At 72.5% G+C, this 23,342-nt stretch carries 21 protein-coding genes; 14 read left to right on the forward strand and 7 right to left on the reverse strand.

Annotation, left to right across the window (positions count from 1 at the left end; translation table 11 throughout):
• The coding region (locus ACFO0B_RS24665) for a fatty acid desaturase family protein (RefSeq protein WP_378615302.1) at window positions 1–1,202 on the reverse strand (1,202 nt) is incomplete at its 3' end.
• A 27-nt stretch (window positions 1,203–1,229) separates the two neighbouring features.
• Window positions 1,230–1,400, reverse strand: coding sequence for a hypothetical protein (locus ACFO0B_RS24670; RefSeq protein ID WP_378614943.1), 171 nt, complete (start codon window positions 1,398–1,400; stop codon window positions 1,230–1,232).
• Window positions 1,401–1,897: 497 nt separating this feature from the next.
• On the opposite strand from ACFO0B_RS24670, the gene ACFO0B_RS24675 reads away from it, so the two are divergent.
• The 9 genes from ACFO0B_RS24675 to ACFO0B_RS24715 all read left to right on the forward strand — a co-directional run bounded on the left by ACFO0B_RS24675 (window position 1,898) and on the right by ACFO0B_RS24715 (window position 11,414).
• Entirely contained in the window at window positions 1,898–2,713 is an 816-nt protein-coding gene (locus ACFO0B_RS24675) for a SigB/SigF/SigG family RNA polymerase sigma factor (protein WP_378614944.1), read from the forward strand.
• Between the two features lie 344 nt (window positions 2,714–3,057).
• Entirely contained in the window at window positions 3,058–3,999 is a 942-nt protein-coding gene (locus ACFO0B_RS24680) for a helix-turn-helix domain-containing protein (RefSeq protein ID WP_378614946.1), read from the forward strand.
• Between the two features lie 44 nt (window positions 4,000–4,043).
• A complete protein-coding gene (locus ACFO0B_RS24685; RefSeq protein WP_378614948.1) occupies window positions 4,044–4,565 on the forward strand; it encodes a DUF2231 domain-containing protein in 522 nt (173 codons plus the stop codon).
• A 72-nt stretch (window positions 4,566–4,637) separates the two neighbouring features.
• Window positions 4,638–5,345 carry a hemerythrin domain-containing protein gene (locus tag ACFO0B_RS24690; protein WP_378614949.1) on the forward strand — a complete coding sequence of 236 codons (708 nt, stop codon included), beginning with the start codon at window positions 4,638–4,640 and terminating at the stop codon, window positions 5,343–5,345.
• A gap of 244 nt (window positions 5,346–5,589) precedes the next feature.
• Window positions 5,590–6,552 (forward strand): ferritin-like domain-containing protein, encoded by a 963-nt coding sequence (locus tag ACFO0B_RS24695; protein WP_378614950.1) that lies wholly within the window; start codon window positions 5,590–5,592, stop codon window positions 6,550–6,552.
• A gap of 43 nt (window positions 6,553–6,595) precedes the next feature.
• Window positions 6,596–7,087, forward strand: a complete 492-nt coding sequence (locus ACFO0B_RS24700) for a DUF1360 domain-containing protein (RefSeq protein WP_378614951.1) — start codon at window positions 6,596–6,598, stop codon at window positions 7,085–7,087.
• Window positions 7,088–7,213: 126 nt separating this feature from the next.
• Complete coding sequence (locus ACFO0B_RS24705; RefSeq protein WP_378614952.1) at window positions 7,214–9,043, forward strand: flavin-containing monooxygenase; 1,830 nt, start codon at window positions 7,214–7,216, stop codon at window positions 9,041–9,043.
• A 98-nt stretch (window positions 9,044–9,141) separates the two neighbouring features.
• A complete protein-coding gene (locus ACFO0B_RS24710) occupies window positions 9,142–10,317 on the forward strand; it encodes a homogentisate 1,2-dioxygenase (RefSeq protein WP_378614953.1) in 1,176 nt (391 codons plus the stop codon).
• Complete coding sequence (locus ACFO0B_RS24715; protein WP_378614954.1) at window positions 10,308–11,414, forward strand: fumarylacetoacetate hydrolase family protein; 1,107 nt, start codon at window positions 10,308–10,310, stop codon at window positions 11,412–11,414. Before ACFO0B_RS24710 ends, ACFO0B_RS24715 begins: the two co-directional genes overlap by 10 nt.
• Window positions 11,415–11,427: 13 nt before the next feature.
• On the opposite strand, the gene ACFO0B_RS24720 is transcribed toward ACFO0B_RS24715, so the two are convergent.
• On the reverse strand, window positions 11,428–11,571 hold the full coding sequence (locus ACFO0B_RS24720; RefSeq protein WP_378614955.1) for a hypothetical protein: 144 nt from the start codon (window positions 11,569–11,571) through the stop codon (window positions 11,428–11,430).
• 191 nt (window positions 11,572–11,762) lie between these two features.
• Here ACFO0B_RS24720 and ACFO0B_RS24725 point away from each other — a divergent pair, with 191 nt between their 5' ends.
• From ACFO0B_RS24725 to ACFO0B_RS24735, 3 genes are all read left to right on the forward strand, one after another.
• A complete protein-coding gene (locus tag ACFO0B_RS24725; RefSeq protein WP_378614956.1) occupies window positions 11,763–12,014 on the forward strand; it encodes a lipopolysaccharide assembly protein LapA domain-containing protein in 252 nt (83 codons plus the stop codon).
• A gap of 75 nt (window positions 12,015–12,089) precedes the next feature.
• Window positions 12,090–13,949, forward strand: coding sequence for a glycoside hydrolase family 15 protein (locus tag ACFO0B_RS24730; RefSeq protein ID WP_378614957.1), 1,860 nt, complete (start codon window positions 12,090–12,092; stop codon window positions 13,947–13,949).
• Window positions 13,950–14,050: 101 nt separating this feature from the next.
• A complete protein-coding gene (locus ACFO0B_RS24735) occupies window positions 14,051–14,428 on the forward strand; it encodes a hypothetical protein (protein ID WP_378614958.1) in 378 nt (125 codons plus the stop codon).
• A gap of 17 nt (window positions 14,429–14,445) precedes the next feature.
• Here the strand turns inward: ACFO0B_RS24735 and ACFO0B_RS24740 are convergent, their stop codons facing one another.
• Both ACFO0B_RS24740 and ACFO0B_RS24745 read right to left on the reverse strand, forming a co-directional pair.
• The gene (locus ACFO0B_RS24740; protein WP_378614959.1) at window positions 14,446–16,935 is read right to left on the reverse strand and encodes a LuxR C-terminal-related transcriptional regulator; all 2,490 of its coding nucleotides are present in this window, start codon (window positions 16,933–16,935) and stop codon (window positions 14,446–14,448) included.
• An 88-nt stretch (window positions 16,936–17,023) separates the two neighbouring features.
• Window positions 17,024–17,251: a hypothetical protein gene (locus ACFO0B_RS24745; RefSeq protein WP_378614960.1), complete on the reverse strand. Its 228-nt coding sequence runs from the start codon at window positions 17,249–17,251 to the stop codon at window positions 17,024–17,026.
• A gap of 203 nt (window positions 17,252–17,454) precedes the next feature.
• Between ACFO0B_RS24745 and ACFO0B_RS24750 the strand changes: the two genes are divergently transcribed.
• Both ACFO0B_RS24750 and ACFO0B_RS24755 read left to right on the forward strand, forming a co-directional pair.
• Window positions 17,455–17,790, forward strand: coding sequence for a WhiB family transcriptional regulator (locus ACFO0B_RS24750; protein ID WP_378614961.1), 336 nt, complete (start codon window positions 17,455–17,457; stop codon window positions 17,788–17,790).
• 146 nt (window positions 17,791–17,936) lie between these two features.
• On the forward strand, window positions 17,937–21,260 hold the full coding sequence (locus ACFO0B_RS24755; protein ID WP_378614962.1) for a BTAD domain-containing putative transcriptional regulator: 3,324 nt from the start codon (window positions 17,937–17,939) through the stop codon (window positions 21,258–21,260).
• Window positions 21,261–21,287: 27 nt separating this feature from the next.
• Here the strand turns inward: ACFO0B_RS24755 and ACFO0B_RS24760 are convergent, their stop codons facing one another.
• Both ACFO0B_RS24760 and ACFO0B_RS24765 read right to left on the reverse strand, forming a co-directional pair.
• On the reverse strand, window positions 21,288–21,962 hold the full coding sequence (locus ACFO0B_RS24760; RefSeq protein WP_378614963.1) for a dienelactone hydrolase family protein: 675 nt from the start codon (window positions 21,960–21,962) through the stop codon (window positions 21,288–21,290).
• Between the two features lie 126 nt (window positions 21,963–22,088).
• Window positions 22,089–23,177, reverse strand: a complete 1,089-nt coding sequence (locus ACFO0B_RS24765) for an alpha/beta hydrolase (RefSeq protein ID WP_378614964.1) — start codon at window positions 23,175–23,177, stop codon at window positions 22,089–22,091.
• Between the last annotated feature and the right edge of the window lie 165 nt (window positions 23,178–23,342).

Consider the following 23,342-nt stretch of genomic DNA (forward strand, 5'->3'; position numbering starts at 1 on the left):
CGTGCCCCGAGCCGATGCAGCGCGGTGCGCAGCCCGGTGTGCGGGCGGCCCGGAATCCGGACCGGTGGCAGCGGGGCGTCCGCGAACTTCTGCTCGGAGGCGGTCTCCGGCGCGTCGTGACAGTCCCTGGTCAGGAAGCGGTCCGGCAGCGAGAGCTTGTGGATGGTGCGCAGCGTGAGCAGGTACTGGGCGAGCAGCGGCCCGCTGGTGTAGGGCAGGTCGTAGCGCTCGCACACCGCCCGCACCCGCACCGCGATCTCGGCGTACCGGTTGCTCGGCAGCTCCGGGAACAGGTGGTGCTCGATCTGGTAGCAGAGGTTGCCACTGAGGAAGGCCAGCACCCGCCCGGCGTCGAAGTTGGCGGTGCCGAGCATCTGGCGCAGGTACCACTCCGCGCGGCTCTCCCGCTCGGTCACGCTCGCGTCGAACTTCTCCGCGCCGTCCGGGAAGTGCCCGCAGAAGATCACCAGGTAGGCCCAGACGTTGCGGACGATGTTGGCGGTCGCGTTCGCGGCCAGCGTGCGCTTCCAGCGCCGCCCGCTCAGCAGCGGGAGCACCAGGTAGTCCTTGCCGACCTGGCGCAGCATCTTGCCGCGGATGGCGGCCAGGTGGCCGCGGCGCTCGCGCTTGCTGATCGAGCGGTCCAGCTCGGCGTAGAGGCCGTGCAGCGCGATGCCCCACTCGAAGGTCAGCGCGAGCAGCAGGTTCTGGACCGGGGCGAGCAGGTGCGCCGGGCGCCACTCCTGGTCCCTGGTGACCCGCATGATGCCGAAGCCGAGGTCCTCGTCGTGGTCGAGCACGTTGGTGTAGACGTGGTGCTGGTAGTTGTGCGAGTAGCGCCAGTGGGCGGAGGCGCCCATCATGTCCCACTCCCAGGTGCCGGAGTGGATCTCCGGGTCGTTCATCCAGTCCCACTGGCCGTGGCCGATGTTGTGGCCCAGCTCCATGTTCTCGATGATCTTGGCGAGCGCGGTGCCCGCGGTGCCGATGGCGACGGTCTTCCGCGAGCGGCCGAACACGACCAGCGCGCGGGAGACGACGTCGAGTGCGCGCTGCGCGGCGATGGTGTGCCGGATGTACTTCGCGTCCGCGGCCCCGAGGCTGCCCGCGACGTCGGCGCGGATGGCGTCGAGTTCGCGCCCGAGTTCTTCGATGTCGGCGGGGCTCAGGTGTGCGTAGGGACCGACCTGGGTGATGGCTATGGGAGGCTCCTCACATGTGCTTGTGGATCAGCGCCGGTTGCGGCGGGGCGGAGCGGCGTCGAAGTCGGTGTCGCGGGTCTGCGCGGAGCGCGGATCGCTGAACACCGGGGTGGGCACCGCGCCGGTCTCAGGGGTCTGCGTCGGCAGTTCGGCCGCGGGGGCGTGGCTGAACAGTTCGGGTACGTCGTTGCTGGTCACAAGGTCCTCGTGATCGGGTTCGGGGGAGCGGTGCTCCGAAGGTGCGCCCGGCGGGAAGATTCAGCAGGAGCTGCCTGGCGGTCGCGGCGATGGCCGCGGCCGGAGTGTTCCTGTCCTGTCCTGTCGGGTGCTGCGATGATCCGGCGGCATGCGCCGATTCGAGGCCGCGATACGTCTTCCGGATACCTCCACCTTACCCGGCCCGGCCGGAAGCGCCCGCGCGGCGCGGCACCGGCGTTTCGGGCGAAAGCGGACAATCGGCGGATATCGCTGCGAGGCAGCCCTTTTCGGTGTCGGCGACCGGGTGCGCGGACGGCTCGGGTATCGCCGGGCACCGAAGGCGGGTAGGATTCAGCGGGTAAGGCCGCCGCGAGCCGACGATTCGACACATTTCTTTCCGGTTATCGCGGGGCGGCCCGTCGAGGAACCCGCTGAGTGGAGTGAACCGCTGTGCAGGGTCGGGCGGGCCTCTGCATTTCACAACGGAAGGTGCCTCGATGCGCCCGACGACCTCTGCTGTCCGCGCCAAGCGTGGTCCTGATTCCTACGACGACCTCGAGCCGCGGCTCACCGAACTCGCCGCGCTCGACGAGGCCGACCCGGCCCGCGCCCGGCTGCGCGCCGAGATCATCACCGCGGCGCTGCCGCTGGCCGAGCACATCGCCGCCCGCTACGGTGGCCGCGGCGAAGCGCTGGAGGACCTGACCCAGGTCGCCACGGTCGGGCTGGTGCAGGCCGTCGACCGCTTCGATCCCGGCCTCGGCAGCCCGTTCCTCGCCTTCGCGGTGCCGACCGTCATGGGCGAGGTGCGCAGGCACTTCCGCGATCGGGCCTGGGGCGTGCGGGTGCCGCGCCCGGTCAAGGAGCTGCAGCAGCGGCTCGGCGGCACCATCGAACTGCTCTCCCAGCGGCTGCAGCGGATGCCGACGGCGCGCGAGATCGCCGCCGAGCTCGACGTCGACGTGGTCGAGGTCACCCAGGCGCTGCTCGCCCGCAACGGCTACCGCTCGGAGTCGCTGGAGGCGATGAGCGCGGGCTCGGACGAGCCCGGCTCGGTTCCGGCCGGTATCGAGCAGCGCAACGGCGCCGTCGACCCGTCCTACCGCCTGCTCGAGGACGCCATGACGGTCGGGCCGCTGCTGCGCGAGCTGCCCGAGCGGGAGCGGCAGATCCTGGTCTGGCGGTTCTTCGACAACCTCACCCAGAGCCAGATCGCGGCCCGCCTGGGCATCTCCCAGATGCAGATCTCCCGGATCCTGAGCCGGACCCTGGAGCGGCTGCGCGAACAGGCGCTGGCCGAGCCCGCTGCCTGAGCGGGCGGGCCGCGCCCGCGTGCGAGCCGGACAGGGGCCCGCCCGCGGGCACTCCGTCCGCCGCATCGGTGGTGCGCACCTCCACCGTGGCGGACTCCCACACCGTAGAACAGCGCGGAATGATCGGCAACATAATCGCCGAAATCCACTGTTGGAAAGACAATTTCGGAAGGAATCAGCGCTATCCGGTGCTGACATCGAAGCAGCGGCGGCGCGACGCGCCGGGGGATGCGGTTGACTATCGCGAACGATGTAGTTCACTGGAGTACGTCACGCGGTTCAGCCAGCAGCCGTGCGCGGGCGGGATATCACCTGCCCAGGCACTGGACAGAGGGCGGTGGCGGGTGCGAAACCTCACGTTCGACAGCACGAACCTGAGCGAGACCGAAGAGTTCCTGAACCGGAACTACACCACCATGCGGATCGGCAACGACAGCCAGGGTGCGGCCGAGGCGCACGTCCGCCGCGACGTGCTCGGCCCGGTGCACCTGGATCGGCTGCACCTGGGCTTCGACATGGCCTACGACGCCGAGCCGCTGAACAAGATCTGCCTGGTCAGCGTGGTCACCGGCGCGATCGAGGAGAACTACCACGACACCGGGCCGGACACCTTCCTCCCCGGCCAGTCCGGGCTGCTGACCCCGCCCGAGCTGCCCTACTCCGGGGTCATCCGCTCCGCGCGCTACGACATCACCCTGTTCGACCCCGCGCTGCTGGACCGGGTGGCCGGGCGCGGCGGGGAGCCGGTGCGGCTGATGGGCCACCGCCCGCTCGACGACGACGCCAACCGCAGGCTGACCGCGGTGATCAAGCACCTGCAGCAGATCGCGGCCGCCCCGGAGTTCCCCGCCGACTCGCTGGTGGCGGGCACCGCCGCGGACTACCTGGCCGCCACGGTGCTCGCCACCATGCCGAATTCCGCGCTCGCCGGCCCGACCGCGACCGACCGCCGCGACGCCCGCCCGGACACCGTGCGCCGCGCCGTCGCCTACCTGGAGACGCACCTGCGCGAGGACATCGCGCTCGCCGACGTCGCCGCGGCCGCCTTCGTCACCCCGCGCGCGCTGCAGCTGGCGTTCCGCAAGCACCTCGACACCACGCCGCTGCAGTACCTCCAGCAGCTGCGGCTGCACGCCGTGCACGAGCAGCTCGTCGCCGCGGGGCCAGGCAGTGGCCGGACGGTCGCCGCCATCGCCAGGCAGTGGGGTTTCGCGCACGCGGGCCGCTTCGCGCTCGCCTACCGCAGGCACTACGGCCGCTCGCCGAGCGACACCCTGCGTTCCTGACGGTTCGGGGGTGTCGCGGCGCCGCTGCGGGGTAGCTGCGCGGCATGGACCTGCACACCGCACTGCGAACCGCCGAATCCGCCGGACGCCTCGACCCGGCCGCCGCCCGGGTGGCCGAGATCGTGGCGGGCGCCGTCGGAGAGGGAAGGGCCGCGGGGCTGCTCCGCGGCTCCTGGCTCGGCCACCCCGTCCACCCGCTGCTCGTCACCGTGCCGATCGGCGCGTGGAGCGCCTCGCTGGTACTGCGCTCGCTCGGGCAGCCCGAGGCCGCGCGCAGCCTGATCGGGCTCGGCCTCGCCGCCACGGTGCCGACCGTCGTCACCGGTTGGGCGGAGTTCCCCGCGCTCGGCACCGAGGCCCGCCGGGTGGCGCTGATCCACGCCGCCGCCAACGCCACGGCCACCACGCTGTTCCTGAAGGCCTATCGGGCGCGCACCGATCGGGCCGCGACGACCTGGAGCCTGCTCGGGCTCACCGCCATGGGGGTCGGCGGTGCGCTCGGCGGGCACCTGTCCTACGCCCTCGGCGCCGGGGTGTTCCGCTATCAGCGCGGCGCGCGCCGGTGAGCCGCGGCCCCGATTCGCCGTGGAAAAAAGCCGGGTAGGCGCTTGCCGATCCCGGATCGAGAGGAGACGCCGATGGCTCGGAACCTGGCCACCCCGACCGAGGCGGAGCTCGGCGGTCCGCGCAGCGTGCTCGTCATGCAGCGCCGTGACCACCAGCGGCTCGACCGGCTGCTGCAGCGGGTCGCCGCCACCGCGGGCGCCGAGCGGCAGGAGACGCTGACGGCGCTGTGCCGGCTGGTGTTCCCGCACGCCTTCGCCGAGGAGGCGGTGCTCTGGCCGCTGCTGCGCCGGGTCCTGCCCGACGGCCACGAGCTGACCCTTCGGGTCGAGCAGGAGCACCAGGAGATCAACGAACTGTTCACCGAGCTGGAGACCACCGAGCCCGACACCCCCGCCTACGAGGAGCTGCTCGAGCGGATCACCGCGCTGCTGCGCGCGGACGTGCGCGACGAGGAGGACATCCTGCTGCCCCGGCTGCAGCAGGTCGCCGGTGTCGGAACGCTGCGCCGGGTCGGGCTGGCGTGGATGGTCGTTCGCCGCACCGCGCCGACCCGCCCGCACCCCGTCGTCGCCCGCCGCCCGCCCGGCAATTCCCTTGCCGCGCTCCCGCTCTCGCCGCTGGACCGCTCCAGGGACCGGCTCGACCAGCTCTCCCGGCGCGCCCCCGGCCGGATCGCGCGGGGGTGCGGGCGGGTGAGCCGCGCGCTGGCCGCCACCGCGGGCGTCGTCGAGCACCTGCCGCCGCTGCGCCGTGGTGAGGATCCGTCGACCCGCGCCTGAGCCGGCTGTTCGCTTTCCGGCAGTCGCTCCGAATTGCTCTGCCGCACAGCAAGTTCAGTTGTCGGTCCGCGAACCGGCGAGGTGCCGAGGGCGGTCTGGTCGAGGAGATCGAGGACACCGTGGACCCGACCGAGCCCTGAGGCTCCGGTTTCGGATCGTGCGGCGGGGTAGTCGCGGGACGGCGGTGCACAGTGCGGTGTACCCGCGTCCCGCCCGCTGACGACAACGTCGAAGGACGAATTCCATGAGCACACGCGACACCACGGCCCTGCTCACCCAGCTGCGCGCCGTCCGCGACCTCACGCACACCGAGATCCAGGTCGCCGAGACCAGGATCGCCCAGGCCAGGACCGATGCGGTCCGGCGCGAACTCACCGAGAACGCGGAGAACGGCCGCTCCCGCGCCGCCGCGATCGAGGCCGTCATCCGCCAGCTCGGCGGCGTCCCGCAGCTCATCGGCCCGCTGCTCGGCCGGGCGACCGCCGCGGTCAAGGCGCTCGGCGAGCAGGCCCAGCCGTTCGACGAGGCGCTGCTCGGCGACCTCGCCCTCGAGCACCAGCTGCTCGACCGCGCCCACTACATCAGGGCGCTCGCCACCGCCGCCGACCATCCGACGGCCGAGGCACTGGCCGACCGGCTGATCGCCGCGCACTCCGCCACCGTCGACTGGCTCGGCACCGTCCTCGCCGAGGAGGCGCTCGGCGGCCCGGCCGCGCTGCGCCGCACCCCGCTGCAGGCGGCGACCGGCACCGCGGTCAAGCTGGTGCACCTGCCGGTCACCTGGTCGGCCCGGCGGATCGACCGGGCACTCGACACCGTCCGCGCCACCAGGCCCGCCGTCGACCAGCTGCTCAGCCGCGGTGCGCACGCCACCGAGGTCGCGGCGAAGGCGGCGACCGCCGCGGGCGATTCCGCGCTGCGCACCGCCGAACTGGTCACCACCGACGAGGGCGAGGACGGCGCCGCCGATGCCGTGCACCGGGTGCGGACCGCCACCGGCCTGCTCGACCAGGACGAACTGCCCATCCCCGGCTATGACCGGCTCGGCGCCACCGAGACCGTCCAGGCGATCCGCGACCTCGACGAGCCCGGCGACATCCGCGCCGTCGTCGCCTACGAGGAAGCACACCGCAACCGGCACGGGGTGGTCTCCGCCGCCCGGACCCGGTTCGCGGCCATCGCCGGGGACGCCGCCGGTCTCGACTGACGTCAGGAGAACGAACCATGTTCTGCCCCAGGGGGAAACGATCATGAGCGACGAGAAACGTCCGCTCGGCGGATACCTCGCGACCTTGATCGCCTACGGCATCGTTGTGCTCGGCGCCACCCTGCTCGGCAGCGCGACCGGGCGGCGCCTGCCCCGCGGCATGAGCACGAGGGAACTGCTCGGCACCGCACTCGCCGCCCACAAGGTCTCCCGGTTGGTGACCAAGGGCGCGGTCACCGCCCCCATCCGGGCCCCGTTCACCCGCCCGACCGGCGACGACGCCGGTCCGGGCGAGGTGAGCGAGGCCCCGAGGGCGCAGTCCGGGCTCCGGCACAGTCTGGGCGAGCTGCTCAGCTGCCCCTTCTGCCTCGACGTCTGGGTGATCACCGGTTTCACCATCGGCCACGTCTTCGCCCCGCGCGCCACCCGCCTGGTCACCGACGCCGTCGCCGCCCTGGCAGGCGCGGACTTCCTGCACCTGGCCTACGCCACCGCCCAGCAGATCGCCGAGGGCGAGATCCCGCTCGCCGCCTGATTGCCGGCCCCGCGAAAATGCACCCCCTCCGTGGAGGAGAATGGCATTGACGCTGGAGGGAAGCGTTGTTACCGTCAGGACACCGCACGGTTGGTGTCGGTTCAGCGCGCACTTCAGGGGCACTTCATGACCAGTACTCTCGATGCCACAACCGATCCGGCGCTCGACGGAGCCCGGCTATGGCTGGCAGCCCTCGACGAGGCCTTCGCCTCCCGCGACCGGAGCCGATTCGAGGGGCTGTTCCTCGAGGAGAGCTTCTATCGCGATCTGGGAGCGCTCACCTGGAACTTCCGGCAGGCCGCCGGCCGTGACAATCTGATCGACCTGATCCTCGGCACCATCGATGGCATCAACCCGCGCGACTTCCGCGTCGACGACAGCAAACCGACCGTGCCCGCGCTCTCGCAGGAGGAGGGCGGGCCGCGGGTGATCGAGGTCTTCCTCGCCTTCGAGGTCGACGCCGGAACCGCCGACGGCCTCGCCTACCTCGTCGAGGACGCCACCGCGCCCGCCGGCTGGCGCGCCGTCAACCTGCTCACCCGCATCGACGGCCTGCGTGATCACGCGCCGCACTGGCCGCGCCGCGACCGCTTCGACGACACCCACCCCGATGTCCGCTGGTCCGAGCACCGCGACCGCGAATCGAGCTTCACCGACTCCGACCCGGACGTGCTGCTCGTCGGCGGCGGCCAGTTCGGCGTGATGATGGCGGCGCACCTGAACCGGCTCGGCGTGCCGAACGTGGTGATCGACAAGCACGAGCGCGTCGGCGACACCTGGCGCAAGCGCTACGAGTCGCTGCTGCTGCACCAGCCGCACGGCATGCTCTACTTCCCCTTCCTGAAGTTCCCGGACAGCTACCCCGAGTACATCCCGAAGGACAAGTTCGCGAACTGGTTCGAGGCGTACGTCGAGGCGCTCGACATCAACTTCTGGACGTCGTCGGAGTTCAAGGGCGGCAGCTACGACGAGGCATCCGGCCGCTGGACCGTCCGGATCGCGCAGGCCGACGGCTCGGTCCGGGAGCTGCGCCCCAGGCACGTCGTGCTCACCACCGGCGGCAGCCAGAAACCGCGCATCCCCGATATCGCCGGGCTGCCCGACTTCGCCGGCGAGGTCGTGCACTCCAGCAAGTTCGTGGACGGCAAGCACTACGCGGGCAAGAACGTCCTGGTGGTCGGCACCGGGACGAGCGGCCACGACATCGCGCTCGACATCCACAAGCAGGGCGGCAGCTCCACGATCCTGCAGCGTTCGCCCGCGATCGTGCTCGATATCGAGACCGCGAACCTGTCCTACGCGCCGTACAACCCCCGGGACATCCCCGTCGAGCTGATCGACATCCGATTCATGTCGGGCATGGTGTATCCCCAGCTGAAGCAGAACTTCATCACCCAGACCGCGCTCGGCGACGAGATCGACAAGGAGTTGCACGACAAACTCCGCGCGGCGGGCATGAAGATCGGCTCCGGCCCCGAGGACACCGGCTTCTTCTACAGCTACTTCCTGACCGGCGGCGGCTACTACCTCGACGTCGGCGCCTCGCAGCGGATCATCGACGGCGATATCGGCGTCATCCAGACCGATGACGTCGAGACCTTCACCGCGACCGGGCTCCGGCTGAAGAACGGCGACGAGGTCCCCCTGGACGCCGTGATCCTCGCGACCGGCTACGAGCCCATCGAGACCGCGATCGAGGAGTGGTTCGGCGCCGAGGTGCGCGAGAAGGTCGGCAAGGTCTGGGGCTTCGGCACCGACGGTGAGATCAACAATGTCTGGAAGCCGACGCCGCAGGACGGGCTGTGGATCATGCTCGGCGCCGTCGCCCAGGCGCGGTGGTACACCCCGACCACCTCGCTGCTGATCAAGGCGTACATCGAGAATCTGGTGCCGCGGGAGTTCCTGGCGGAGGGGCATCCGTCACGGACGCCGAAGGAGCAGATCGTCGAGATCTGACGCCGTGACCATGCGCGGACCCGGGCCCAGCGGCTCGGGTCCGCGCTGATCTGCGTGTCGGGGTCTCACGCGCGCCCGGTTCGTGGCATACCTGAGGGATGGCCCACTACCGCAGCCTCGGCGACGTGCCGCCGAAGCGGCACACCCAGCACCGGGACGCGAGCGGCGCGCTCTACGCCGAGGAGCTGATGGGCGAGGAGGGGTTCGCCGGGGACTCCTCGCTGCTCTACCACCGCGGCAGCCCGTCGGCCATCACCGCGGCCGAGGTGTGGGAGCTGCCGGATCAGGCGACCATGCCCAACCACCCGCTCAAACCGCGGCATCTCCGGCTGCACGACCTGTTCCCCGACCCCGCCGAGATCGACGTCGTCACCGGAAGGCGGCTGCTGCTCGGCAATGCCGACGTGCGGATCTCCTACGTGGTCGCGCGCCGGGAGTCCCCGCTGTACCGGGACGCCGCCGGTGACGAGGTGGTCTTCATCGAGTCCGGCGTGGCCAGGGTGGAGACGGTCTTCGGCGCGCTCCCGGCCCGGCGCGGCGACTACGTCCTGCTGCCTGCCTCCACCACGCACCGCTGGATCCCCCTCGGCGAGCAACCGCTGCGGGCCTACGTGATCGAGTCGAGCAGCCATATCGCGCCGCCGCACCGCTACCTGTCCCGGTTCGGGCAGTTCCTGGAGCACGCGCCCTACTGCGAGCGGGATCTGCACGGGCCCGCCGAGGTGCTGCTGGCCGACGGCAGCGAGGTCGAGGTGCTGGTGAAGCACCGCACCGCGCGCGGCATCGTCGGCACCCGCATGGTCTATGCCGGGCACCCGTTCGACGTCGTGGGGTGGGACGGCTGCCTGTACCCGCTGACCTTCGATATCGAGGATTTCGAGCCGATCACCGGGCGGGTGCACCAGCCGCCGCCGGTGCACCAGGTCTTCGCGGGCAGCGGCTTCGTGATCTGCAATTTCGTGCCGCGCAAGGTCGACTACCACCCGCTGGCGATCCCCGTCCCGTACTCGCATTCCAATACCGATTCCGACGAGGTGATGTTCTATTGCGGCGGCGACTACGAGGCGCGGAAGGGGTCGGGGATCGGGCTCGGCTCGATCTCGCTGCACCCCGGCGGGCACGCGCACGGTCCGCAGCCCGGTGCGGCGGAGCGCTCGCTCGGCGCCGAGCGGTTCGAGGAGACCGCGGTCATGGTCGACACCTTCGCCCCGCTCGGGCTGGGCGAGGGCGGGCTGGCGTGTGAGGATCCCGATTACGCCTGGTCATGGGCGTGATCGACGGGGCACGGCCGTACGGGGTGTTCTCCGTCGGGGGTGACGCGCCGCGCGTCGGGGTCCGGGTGGGGGAGGGGGTTGCCGACCTGTTTGCCGCGCTCGGCGACGATGTGTTCGCCCGGCCGAGCCTCAATGCCTTCATCGCGCAGGGGCCGCGGCGCTGGGCCGAAGTCCGTTCGCTCGTCGCCGAACTCGACGCCTCGTATCCGCTGACCGAGCTCACCCTGTACCGGCCGGTGGAGATCGCCGACTACGTCGACTTCTACGCCTCCGAGCAGCACGCGAGCAACCTCGGGCGGCTCCTGCGCCCGAATTCGCCTCCACTGCTGCCGAATTGGAAACACATGCCGGTCGGGTACCACGGGCGGGCGGGCACCGTCGTCGTCTCCGGGACCGACATCGTCCGGCCGTGCGGCCAGCTCGCGACGCCGGACGGCCCCGTCTTCGGGCCGTCGCGGCGCCTCGACATCGAGGCCGAGCTGGGATTCGTGGTCGGGGTGGGCGGCGCGCGCATCACCCCGGACGCCCTCGCCGAGCACGTCTTCGGCGTCGTCGTGGTGAACGACTGGTCCGCCCGCGATATCCAGTCCTGGGAGTACGCGCCGCTCGGGCCGTTCCTCGGCAAGAGCTTCGCCACCTCGATCTCCCCGTGGGTCACCCCGCTGGCCGCCATCGACGCTGCCCGCATCGCCGTCCCGGCCCAGGATCCCGAGCCGCTGCCCTACCTGCGCGGCGCCGAACGCTGGGGCCTCGATATCGAGCTCGAGGTCTCCTGGAACGGGCAGCTCGTCGCTCGCCCGCCGTACGCGGGCATGTACTGGTCACCCGCGCAGATGCTCGCGCACCTGACCGCCAACGGCGCCACCGCGCGCACCGGCGACCTGTTCGCCTCCGGCACGGTTTCCGGCCCCGCTCGTGACCAGTGCGGCTCCTTCATCGAGCTGACCCGGAACGGCGCCGAACCGGTCGTGATCGGCGGCGAACCGCGCACGTTCCTGGCCGACGGCGACGTCGTCTCCATCACCGCGACCGCGCCGGGGCCGGACGGCACCCGCATCGACCTCGGCGAGGTGCGCGGCCGCATCCTGCCCGGCTGACTCCGTCGGCCGGTCAGGCCGGGGTGTCACCCTCGGATTGCATCTCCGCCGCCTGCTCCTCGGTGTTCGGCGGAGTCTGGTCGGTGGAGTCCGGCCGGTGCTCGACATCGTCACGTCCGGCTTCGACGCTGTTCTTCCGCTCTTCGGGGTCGCTCATGATCGGGGAATTGACCGGAACGGCTCGCGGAAACAGTTCGGCGGACGCCGCGGGCGCTGCCGAGGCCGATCCCGGTCCGTACCTCGTGGTCCGGGCGGTGCGGACGAACCGATATCACCCCGAACGGGTGATGGCGACGACCGCCGGAACGTGGATCATCGGGGGCGCCGATTCCGACCGGGAGGTGCGCCGTGCACGCGAAATCCGAGTCCGCGCGGCCGAGGCGGTCGCTGCTGGCCGAGGTCTCCACCGGGCAGTGGCTGGCGCTGGTCTTCGCGGTGCTCGCGCTGATCTTCGTGCTGTCCAACCGCGGGAAGGTGCGGATCGAGTTCCTGCTGGTGACCGTGACCTCGCCGCTGTGGCTGATCCTGCTGATCATGTTCGTGATCGGGGTGCTCAGCGGGGCGCTGCTCACGCGCAGGAAGGGGCGCGCTCCGCGCTGAACCGGCCTTCGGGTGGCAGTGCGGCCGCTCGTCGCGTGATCCCGCACATCCACGGACCCGCGAAGGAGGGCGACGATGCACGCCTACCCACCCATTGCCGACCACGGAATGGTCGGCGACCTGCAGACCGCCGCGCTGGTGTCGTCGGCGGGCGCCGTCGACTGGTGGTGCGCCCCGCGCTTCGACTCGCCCAGCCTCTTCGCCGCCCTGCTCGACGCCGAGCGCGGCGGCTCCTGCACCATCACCGCCGACCCGGACGCGGGCCGGGTGACCACCAGACAGCTCTACCTCTCCGATACCGCCGTGCTGATCACCCGGTATATGACCGCGGGCGGGGTCGGCGAGATCGCCGACTTCATGGAGCCGCTGCGCGACCCGGTCGCCACCGATCGGCACCGGCTGGTGCGCGTCGTGCGGGTGGTCCGGGGGAGCATGGGCTTCGCCTTCGCCTGCCGCCCGCGCTTCGACTACGCCCGCGCCGAGCACACCCTGGAGCTGGACGACGGGGCCGCCGCGTTGTTCCACGGTCCGGGACTCGACCTGCACGTCCAGGTCAGCGGCCCGGTCGAGCTCACCGCCGAGAACACCGACGTGACAGCGCATTTCACGCTCCAGGCGGGCAGCACGGCCGCGATCGTGCTGAGCACCGCCGCCGCCGGCGGCGCACCCCCGCCCGCCCCCGGCTCCGGCAGCGTCTTCGCCGCCTTCGACAGCTGCTGCCGGTTCTGGCACACCTGGCTGCGCGGCAGCACCTACCGCGGCCGCTGGCGCGACATGGTGCACCGCTCGGCCATCACCCTGAAACTGCTCACCTACGCCCCCACCGGCGCGCCGATCGCCGCGCTCACCGCCGGGCTGCCCGAACAGGTCGGCGGCGAACGCAACTGGGACTACCGCTACACCTGGATCCGGGACGCATCGCTCTCCGTGCGCGCCCTGCTCGACCTGGGTTTCACCGCCGAGGCGCAGGCCTTCCGGCGCTGGCTGCGCGACCGGCTCGAAGCGGGCGCCACCGCATCGGGGGAGCCGCTGCAGATCATGTACCGGGTCGACGGCGACCCCGAGCTGACCGAGGAGACTCTGGACCACCTCGCGGGCTACCGGAACTCCCGGCCGGTGCGGATCGGCAACGGCGCGGCCGGGCAGATCCAGCTCGACATCTACGGCGAGGCCGCCGACGCGCTCGCCCAGACCACCGATATCGCGGTGCGCGGCTGGCAGAACTTCGCCGGGCTGGTCGACTGGCTCTGTGACAACTGGGACCGCCCGGACGAGGGCGTCTGGGAGACCAGGGGCGGGCAGCAGAACTTCACCTACAGCCGGTTGATGACCTGGGTCGCCTTCGACCGCGCCGTCCGCGCCGCCACCGCGCACGCCCGCCCCGCCGACCTCCCGCGCTGGACCGCGGCCAGGGACGCGGTCTTCGAGCAGATCCTGGACCGCGGCTGGAGCGAAGAACGGCGCGCCTTCACCCAGCACTACGACACCGAGGTACTCGACGCCGCGCTGCTGCTCATGCCGCGCATGGGGTTCCTCTCCCCGCGCGACCCGGACTGGCTGAGCACGCTCGACGCCATGGAGGCCGAGCTGGTCAGCGACAGCCTGGTGCACCGCTACGACCCGGCCGCCGCGCCGGACGGGCTGACCGGGAGCGAGGGCACCTTCACGCTCTGCAGCTTCCTCTACGTGGAGGCGCTGGCCAGGGCGGGGCGGCTGACCAGGGCCCGCTACGGCTTCGACAAGATGCTCACCTACGCCAACCACGTCGGGCTCTTCGCCGAGGAGATCGGTCCATCGGGCGAGCAGCTCGGCAACTTCCCGCAGGCCTTCACGCACCTGGCGCAGATCGCGGCGGCGCTGGCCCTGGACGAGGAGCTGGATCGGGCCGAATCGCGGCCGGATCCCGGCGCAGGGGTAGCCGCGGAGTTCCGCTGAGCGGGCGACCGGTTCGGGTCACCCGGATCGGATGAGGGCGGCGCGGGGTGCCCGGCGCGAGGCTGGAGAGCGTCAGCCGGACCCGTGAGAGAGGACCTGCCGTGTCGTTCTGGGAGATCGCCGGAGTCGTCGTGATGTCGTTCCTGTTCCTCGCCTACCTGATCGTGCTGTTCCGGATCGTCACCGATCTGTTCGGCGACCACACGACCTCCGGGTGGGCCAAGGGGGGCTGGATCATCGCGCTGGTGCTGTTTCCCCTGCTCGCCGCCGTGGTCTACGTGGTGGCGCGGGGGCCGGGCATGGCCGAGCGGGCGCAGGCCGCCTCGCTGCGGGAGTGGGAGGCGCGCAACGACTACATCCGGGTGATCGCGGGCACCGACGCGGTCTCCCGGATCGGCGAGGCGGGCAGGCTGCTGGACAGCGGCACGATCACCGAGGCCGAGTTCGCTCGGATCAAGGACTCGGTGATCGGCCGCTGAGCACGCGGCGGGCCGGGTCAGAGCAGCCCGGCCCGCCGTGCGTGCTGCAGGGTGCCCGCCCGGCTGCTGGTGCCGAACTTGGCGTAGATCCGGCGCAGGTGGGTCTTCACCGTGTTCACCGAGACGCCGAGCGCGTCGGCGATCTGGCGGGCGGTGCGGCCGCTCGGCAGCTGGGCGAGCACGGTGCGCTCGGTCTCGGTGAGCAGCGGCGCGGCGGTGCGCTCGGCGCCCGGGTGGGCGCGGATGGCCGTGGCGAAGTCGTTGTGCTCGGTGAAGGTGCCTGCGTGGTCGTCGAGCAGTTCCAGGATGCCCGGTGTCTCCAGGAACGGCCGCACGATCCGCTCCGGCCCGGCCAGCTCCAGCGCCAGGGCCAGCGCCGCGCGGGCCTTGCCCTGGGTGCCGAGTGCGGCGTGCGCGTTCGCCTCGAGCAGGTGCACCAGCACCGCGTGCTGCGGGGCCGCCGCGGCCGGGTCGCGGCGCAGCGGGTCGAGCAGGGCGCGGGCGAGGTCGGGGCGGTGCAGCCCGGCGGCGAGCACCGCCCTGGCCAGGACGAGGCCGGGCCGGTCGCCCAGTTCGGTGCGGGCGTGGCCGAGCAGCAGCCGGGCGGTGCGCGGGGTCCCGGCGTCGAGCAGCACCCGGATCACGTGCGGCAGCAGCAGTTCGGTCACCGTGCGCTCGGGGAGCGCGGCGGTGTGCAGCAGCGCGGTGACGTGGTGGTGGAGCGCGGCGGCGCGGCGGTGCCGGTCGGCCTCGTCACCGGTGCCAGCGAGCCCGTCGAGTACGGCCCGCACCCGGCCGTCCGGCCCGGCGGCCGGCGGGTCGGACTGCCGGGGCGGTCGGCCGTCCGGCCCGGCGGCGAGCGGCGGCTCGGTGCCGCGCAGGAAGGCGATGTAGGCGGCGGCCGCCTCCGCCTCGCCGAGCGTGGCGAGCAGCCCGGCGTCGGCTGCGGTGGCCGCCGCGGCTTCGGCCCGCTCGGCGCCCGCGGTGAGCCGTCCGCTCCAGACCAGCACGGTCGCGAGCCTGGATTCCGCGCGCAGCACCAGCCGGGGATCGGCCGCGACCCGGGCCAGCGCCACCCCGCGGTACAGGTCGTCGATCCCGCCCGCGCCGTCGCCACGCACCGCGCGGGCGGTGCCGGACTGGACGGCGGTGTAGGCGTCCACCCCCGGGCTCCCCGATGCCGGGACCAGGTCGGGCAGCTGGACGTCGGCGAGCCCGGTGGCCATGGCGAGCGCGGTGGCCAGCGTGGCGGCCAGGATCAGCGCGACCAGCTGCCCGCTCGGCACCGCCGTGCCGTTGCCGGTGCGGCGGCAGGCCAGGTCGAGGTAGGTGAGCGCGTGCGCGGTGTCGGCGCGCTCGACCGCGTCGACGGCGCGCAGCGCCCAGACCGCCGGGTCGTCGGCCTCGACGCCGTGCGCGACCTCGAGGCCGTCGAAGAGCGCCCGGCCTGCGCCCTGCAGGATCATGCGCAGCGCCGGATCGCCGAGGAAGGCGGGCAGCCCGCGCTGACCGTTCTCGCCGAGCACGTGCGGCAGCGCCGCGGCGGGCGCGCCGGCGGCCAGATGCCAGGCCGCGGTGATCCGGTGGCACTCGGCCCCGACGCCGGCCCGCTCGGCGGCGCCGAGCAGGTGCGCGCGGACCAGCGGGTGGTAGCCGAACCAGAGCGCGCCGTCCCGGTGCACCGGCGCCAGCGGGAAGTTCTCGCGCAGCAGCCGATCCAGGATCTCCGGAGCGGCCTCGCCGGCCAGCCGCCCGGCCAGCGCGGTACTGAATCGCTCCGGGATGCTGGTGCGGATCAGGAACCTCCGCACCGGCGCCTGCTGCGGCGCGATGAGCGTGTCGAGGAAGGCGCCCGCCTCGGCGGTCGGGTCGAGCAGCGCGGCCGTCGCCGTGCGGACGTCACCGCGGCCGTCGAGCTGAGTGGCCGCTATCCGCACCGGGGCGGCCCAGCCCTGGGTGAGGCGAAGCAGCGCGTCCAGGTCGGCCCGCTGCGGCTGGATGCCGTAGCCGGCGAGCAGGTGCGACGTTTCCTGCCGATCGAGCGCGAGCTCGGCGGCGCCGATCCGCGTCACCCGGGTCTCCAGGACCAGCGAATGCCAGGCGAGCGGCGGGTCGCGGCGCGCGATCAGCACCAGCGCGGTGTCGGCGGCGTGGTGCATGAGGTAGTCCAACGCCGCCAGCGAACGGGGATCGCTGACGAGATGCGCGTCGTCGATCACCAGCACCCGGGCCGGTGCGGCGGGGCAGGCGGGGGCCCGCCCGCCCGGGGGCAGCAGCTCGGCCACCGGCGGACCGCCGGGCGCGCATGTCACCCAGTGCGTCTCGGCTTCCGGAGTACTTTCGCGGAACTTGCGGAACCATTCCGCCACGGCCACCGTCTTACCGCTGCCCGGTGGTGCGCAGACCAGCACCACCCGGTGCGGACGGGTGGTGGCCGCGGAATCGAGAATCCGCCGGATTCGGTGCCGGGGAACGGGTTCGAATGCGAATTCGGGTGAAAGGGTCATCGTCTCCTGCTCAGGGTGGCGAAGAATAGCCGGACGCGGCGCCGCGCGACCCCGGCCGGGCCCGGGATCGCGCGGCGCACAGTGGATTTCAGGACGGCAGCAGCAGGGCGAACGGCGCGTAGTCGCGCACGTGCCCGTCCACCCACTGCCAGACCGTGGTGGTGTCGACGGCGACGCCGTTCTGCAGGCAGAGCAGCCAGCCGTGCTCCGCGCGCACCCAGACGTCGCCGTCGCGGTCGCGGTAGACGCCGGGTGCGGCCGGCTCGGGAGCGGCGGGGCGCGGAGCCGGGGCGGCGTCGGTCCTGGTGGCGGTCATGGGCAACTCCCGTTCGGGTCGGAAACAAATGCTGCGCAATTCTCACGCGTTCGGCTGAACAATTACTTCCGCGCCGATTCCGCGATTCTTCGGAATTTCTTTGTTATCGAGTGTTGACCATTTTCGAATAGCGCCTCGGAGAAATTCGTGAATAGAGTGCAGATGTTCTCCGGATCGGTCGGGGAGGGGCGAGAGGTGAGGGTATGGATTGGCGCAGTGGTGCCGCATGCACAGGAATCGCGCCGGGGCTCTTCCTGCCCCCGCTGCCGCCGCGGGGCGACCCACGGCCGGCGCTCGAATATTGCCGTCGCTGCCCGGTTCTCATGGAATGCGCTGAGAGTTCGCTGCGTGTCGGAAGGCGGCACGGGGTAGTGGCCGGAGTTTGGCTTTCGGTCGACCCGGGGGCGCGCGAAGTGCTGCGCGAAATTTCCGCGGGTCGGGTGCGGCAGCGGCGCTGCGTGCGCTGCTGGCGTGTGCTGGATGCGACCGCGACGGAGCGGTCCTGTGAATTGTGCGGATTCGCCGAGGTTCCGGTCTGACCCGAAATGCCTCGCGCGATCGTGTTTGCGAACACAACCGTTACCCACCGTTTGTCAGTTGTGTGAACCGGCGGTAATTTACCGGTCGGTTTATGTGTTGCCGAGGATCGGATGTGAATATCCGGCTGCTGGAGGGGCGTCGTTTCATGACAGAGGTGCGAGTTCAGGTCTTCGGCCCGCTGCGGGTCGTGCTCGACGGCCGGGCGACCCGCCTCCAGGCGGGCAGGCAGCAGGCGCTGCTGGGCAGGCTCGTCCTGGCCGGCGGGACGACCACGCGGGTGGATCGCCTGATCGAGGATGTGTGGGAGGGCAGCCCGCCCGCCCAGGCTGCGTCGGTGCTGCAGGTGCAGGTGCACAATCTGCGCCGCGTCCTCGAGCCGGCCAGGCCACCGCGGACACCGGCCTGCGTGCTGGTCTCCGAGGATGGCGGTTACGCGCTGCGGCTCGATGCCGACAGCGTGGATTCCTGGCACTTCGAACGATTGCTCAACCGCTACGAGCAGCATCTGCGCGAGCACGCCGAAACCGGGCCGGCGGACCGATATCGGATGCTGGACGAGGCGCTGGAGTGCTGGCACGGCGAGGCGTTCGAATCCTTCGCCTCCGCCTCCTGGGCGTCGGCCGAGGTTTCCCGGCTGTCGGATCTGCGGGCGACCGCGATGGAAATGCGGGCCCGCGCCGCGCTGGAGATGGGGCTCGATGCCGATGTCGTCGCGGCGCTGCATCAGCTCGCCCGCGACAATCCGGGGCGCGAGGAGAGCACGCGATTGCTGGCCACCGCGCAATATCGGCTCGGTCAGCAGATCGACGCGCTGGAGACCGTGCGGCGCACTCGCGAACATCTGCGCTCGGAATACGGGGTCGACCCGGGCAGGCCACTGCACGAACTGGAGATGGCGATTCTGAACCATTCGCTGGAACCGGAAACACCGCCGCCGGGCACCGCGCTGGTGGTGGCCTCCGTGCCGCGCCCGGAGAAACCGCCGCCGCGCCCGGCCTGCTATCCGGCCGAGGCGGCCGCCATCCACGCCGCGGCCGACGCGGCGGCAGGCGGCGACCCGCGACTACTCTGGCTGGTCGGCGCGGCCGGGTCGGGCAAGACCACGTTGCTGACCGGCGTTCTCGGCGAATTGGCGGCGCGGGGCTGGCACACCGCCTTCGCCTCCTGCCCGGAATTGGATGGCGCACCGGAGGGATGGGTCTGGACCGAGCTGCTCGAGGGGCTGCCCGGCAGCGCGGAGGTCCGCGCCGCGGACGGCGTCTTCGGGGTGGTACGCGCGATCTACCGGCGCAGCCGCGAGCTGGCGCTGCGCGGGCCGGTCGTCATCGCGCTCGACGGCGCGCACCGGGCCGACGCGGCGACGCTGCAGGGCATCAGGCAGCTCATGACCTGGCTGCAGGGCGAGGCGGTGCTCGTCGTCGTCGCGGATCGCAGCCCCGAGCCGGGCAGGCCGGCCGACCTGATCACCGACCGGGTCGAGCTGACCGGCCTGGACCTGGCCGGGACGCGGGAGTTCCTGCGCAACAGCGGCGTCGACATCGGCGACGAGGCGCTGGTGCGCAGCCTGCGCGAGCGTACCGCCGGAAACCCCATGCAGCTGCGGATCTGGGGGCAGGTGATCGCCGCGCGGCCGGACTCGGGCGAGCCGCCACACCGCATCAGGGCCCTGATCCTCGACGTCGCCGAGCGGCTGCCGACCGGTTCGCTCGCGGTGCTGCGCGCGCTCGCGCTCTGGGGCGGCCCGATCGATGTCGACGCGCTGGCCAGGCTGGCCGAGCTCGGCGAGGAGCGGGTGGCCGACCTGCTCGACAACGCCATGGCGGCCTCGCTGGTGCGCTTCGACGGCTCCGGCCGGGTGGCCGTCCGCGACGAGCTGGTGCAGCGCATCGTGCGCGACAGCATCCCGCCCATGCGGCGCAGGCGCATGCACGGCCACATGGCCGAGTTCGCCGCCGACCGGATCGCGGGCGGCGTGCTGGACGAGGCCGGGTCGGCCGCGCTCGCCGTGCACGCGCTGCACGGCAGCACCCCCGCCACCGCGGGCCGGGTGCTGGAGCGGCTCGTCGAGGCGGCGACGCGCTGCGCGGCGGCGGGCAGGCGGGCCGAGGCGTCGACCCTGTGGCGGGCGGCCGCCGAGCTGAACGGGTGCGCCGCCCCGGTCGAGGCCGATGCCGCCCCGGCGGAGCGGGCCGCGCTGATCGACGCGCTGTGCCTGCTCGCCGACGCGCTGGCGCACGAGGGCGACCGCGCCGCGGCGGCCGCGGCCCGCGAACGCGCGCTCGATATCGCGGAGAGCCTGGCCGACCCGGCCCTGGTCGCCCGTGCGCTCACCTGCTGGAGCGCCCCGGTGATCCCCGGCATGCGCTACCGCGGCACCGGCAGCCCGCGCATTCGGGCCGCGCTCAAGAACGCACTGGCCGAGCCGCTTCCCGGGATCACGAGGGCCCGGCTGCTGATCACCTCGGCCACCGAGTCCGAGGGCGCGGTGACCGCCGCGCAGCGGTACGCGCACGCCGGCGAGGCACTGGCGCTGGCCTACCACGCCGGTGACCGGCCGCTGGTGTGCGCGGCGCTGAACACGGTGGTCTGCGCGCTGGTCGACGCGGGCTCCGCCGACCTGTGCGGCCCGGCCACCGCGGAGCTGAGCCGGGTGGCCGCGCTCACCGAATCGGCCGAGTACCGAGCGCTCGCGCTGTACCTGCGCTTCCTCGACGCGTGCAGGCGCGGCGATTTGGTCGCGGCGGCGCGCTTCGCGCTGGAGGCGCTCGCCGTCGCCGAGGCCGGGCACTTTCCCGAGCTGCACCAGGCCCTGCTGTGCTTCGTGGCCGCCACCGACCTGATCCGCGGCGACCGCGCCGCCGCCGAGCAGCGCTACGCCGCCTGCCGCGCGGCCGCGCTCGAGGTCGGCGCCTGGCACGAGGACGCGCTGCTGCGCACCGAGCTCGCCACCGCGTGGGACCGCGACGACCTGACCCCGTTGCGTGCGGTGCTCGAGCGGCGCTACGCGCAGGAGCCGGAGCGCTTCGCCCACGTCTACGCGCTCGCCCTGGCTCAGGCCGGTGAGCTGGAGCGCGCCCGCCCGGTGTTCCGGGAGAACCCGCCGCTGCACCGCGGCCCCGGCCGGCCGATGATGACCGCGTTCTCGGCCCGCGCCGCCGTCGCGCTCGGCGAGACCGAGGCCGCCGCACTGCTCTTCGAGCGGCTCACCGCCTGGTCCGGCTCGACCGTCGGGCTCGGCACCGGGCTGGTCAGCCTCGGCCCGATGGACCTGGTGCTGGCCCGGCTCGCCGCGGCCGCCGGGGACGAGGTCTCCGCGCGGACCCTGCGCGACCGGGCCACCGCCCAGCGCGAGCACCTGCGCGGGATCGCCGAGTCCATCCGGCCGCAGACCGAGCTCATCGCCGCCCGCTGCACCACGCGGCCCGAGCCCGGCTGCGCCTGCCCCGACCTGCACGCCTCCATCGCCTGAGCTGCGCGCGGTCGTCGCCGGGCAGCTTCAGGGCCGCTGCGGCACGGTGCCGAGGTGCTCGCCGAACCACACCGACGCCAGGTAGGACGACCACATGCCGAGCCGGTCCCGCGGGACCGGGTTGGTGCTCACCCCCAGCTCGGTGATCCGGGTCGGTGCGGGCACCAGGGCCGCGGCCGTCCGCACGCACCGCCGGATCCGCTGGTCGGCCCCGCCGGAGACGAACAGGGTCGGGGCCAGCACCCGGGTCAGGCGGTCGGCGGCCAGGTCGGGTCGGGCGCCGTGCACCACCACGCTGCCGACCCGCACGTCCGGCTCGCCCGCCGTCCAGAGCGCCACCGGCGCGTCCGAGCCGACACCGAGCAGCCCGACCGGCATCCACTGATACGGGGACCCGGCCAGCCAGTGCCTGACGGCGAGCAGTCGCCTGCCGAGCAGGGTGATGTCGAAGATCAGATCGGTCGTCGCCTCGGCGGGGGTCAGCAGATCCATCGTCAGGGAACCGAGCCCGCGATCGGTGAGCTTCCCGGCGATGTGGGAGTTGCGCGGGCTGTCCCGCCAGGTACCGCTACCGTGCGCGACGAGCACGATGGCTCGTGCCCCGCAGGGGATCCGCAGGTGCCCGCGCAGTGCCGTACCCTCGGCGCGCACGGTGATCTGCTCGTCGAGCTCGAGTGCGGTGATCGCCCCGCTGTCCGTCATCCCATCTCCTCTGTCCGTCTCCGGTGATGGGATCAGTCTGTGTGACAGCGCTTTTCGATCGCTTCCGCGCGGATTCCGGAGCGGAGGCCGCGTCCGGACGCAACGCCGGTGGCGGATGTGGCCTACTCACCCGGCTGCTCGGGACCGGGGCGCGATATCGGTGAGGGTGGCGGCGAACAGCTCGGCGATGCGGTCGACGGCCGGTCCGAACGCCAGGCGGTTGTTGGCGAAGCCGTGGGTGTAGCCGTCGAATCGGTGTTCGGTGGCTGGGACTCCGTGCTCGCGCAGGTGGCGCGCGTAGCGGGCGCCTTCGTCGCGCAGGGGATCGAATCCGGCGGTGACGATCAGCGCGGGTGCGACCCCGGCCGGGTTCGGGGCGGCCAGCGGGGACACTTCGGGCGCGGCGCGGTCGACGGCAGGCGGCAGGAGGCAGCGGGCGAAGAACTCCAGATCGGTGTGGGTGAGCTCGAACCCGCGGGCCAAGGTCCGGCGTGACGGGCAGGAGCCGGTGAGGTCGGTGACCGGATACAGCAACAGTTGTGCCAACGGGCCGGGGGCGTCCCGGTGCACCGTGCGCTGGGCGATCAGCGCGGCGAGGTGGCCGCCCGCGCTGTCCCCGCCCACCGCGATCCGCTCGGGTGCGGCACCGAATTCGGCGGCGCGGCCGACGATATCGAGGTAGGCGGCGTAGGCGTCGTCGACGGGGGCGGGGTAGGGGTGTTCGGGCGCGAGCCGGTAGGCGACCGACACGACGGTGGTGGCGGTGCCTGCGGCGAGGGCGCGGCACAGGCCGTCGTGGGTGTCGAGGTCACCGGCGATCCAGCCGCCGCCGTGGAACCACACCAGCACGGTGTCGGTGGCCCCCGGGGTGTAGACGCGGGCGCGCAGCGGTGTCTCGGCGCCGGCGACGGTGATGTCGGTGACGGACATGGCGATGGCCCGTCCGGCCCCGATGGCGGCCATGCGGCGCGCTGCGGTGCGCATCCGCGGGGGTGAGGTCACCGGATCCAGGCGGGGCCGGGGCCACGCGCTGTTGATCCGCAGCAGCAGCTGGGTGTCGAGATCCAGTTCCAGGCCGTCGCGGTGGACGGCGGGTCCGGCGATGCGGCGTTTCCACCGCGGTGGCAGCGCGAGCAGCCTGCGCATGGTCGCGCTCGCGCTCCGCGCGCCCCTGCCCGCCGGGCCGGCGTCGCTGTTCCGCTGCTGCCTTCTCATCGTTCGCGACACCGCGCCGACCTCCGAACTCGTTCGCACACCTCGTCGACACCGGCCGAAAAGCCTCGGCAGCATCGGGTTTCACCCGCAGGTTGCGCGTTCGATATACCCCCGTCGCGCGGGTGTACGCGCTGGCGCGGTTGCCGGACGGTCCGCGCGGGTCGG

The organism is Nocardia jiangsuensis (genome assembly GCF_042650385.1).
In the GTDB taxonomy this organism is placed as follows: Bacteria; Actinomycetota; Actinomycetes; order Mycobacteriales; family Mycobacteriaceae; genus Nocardia; species Nocardia jiangsuensis.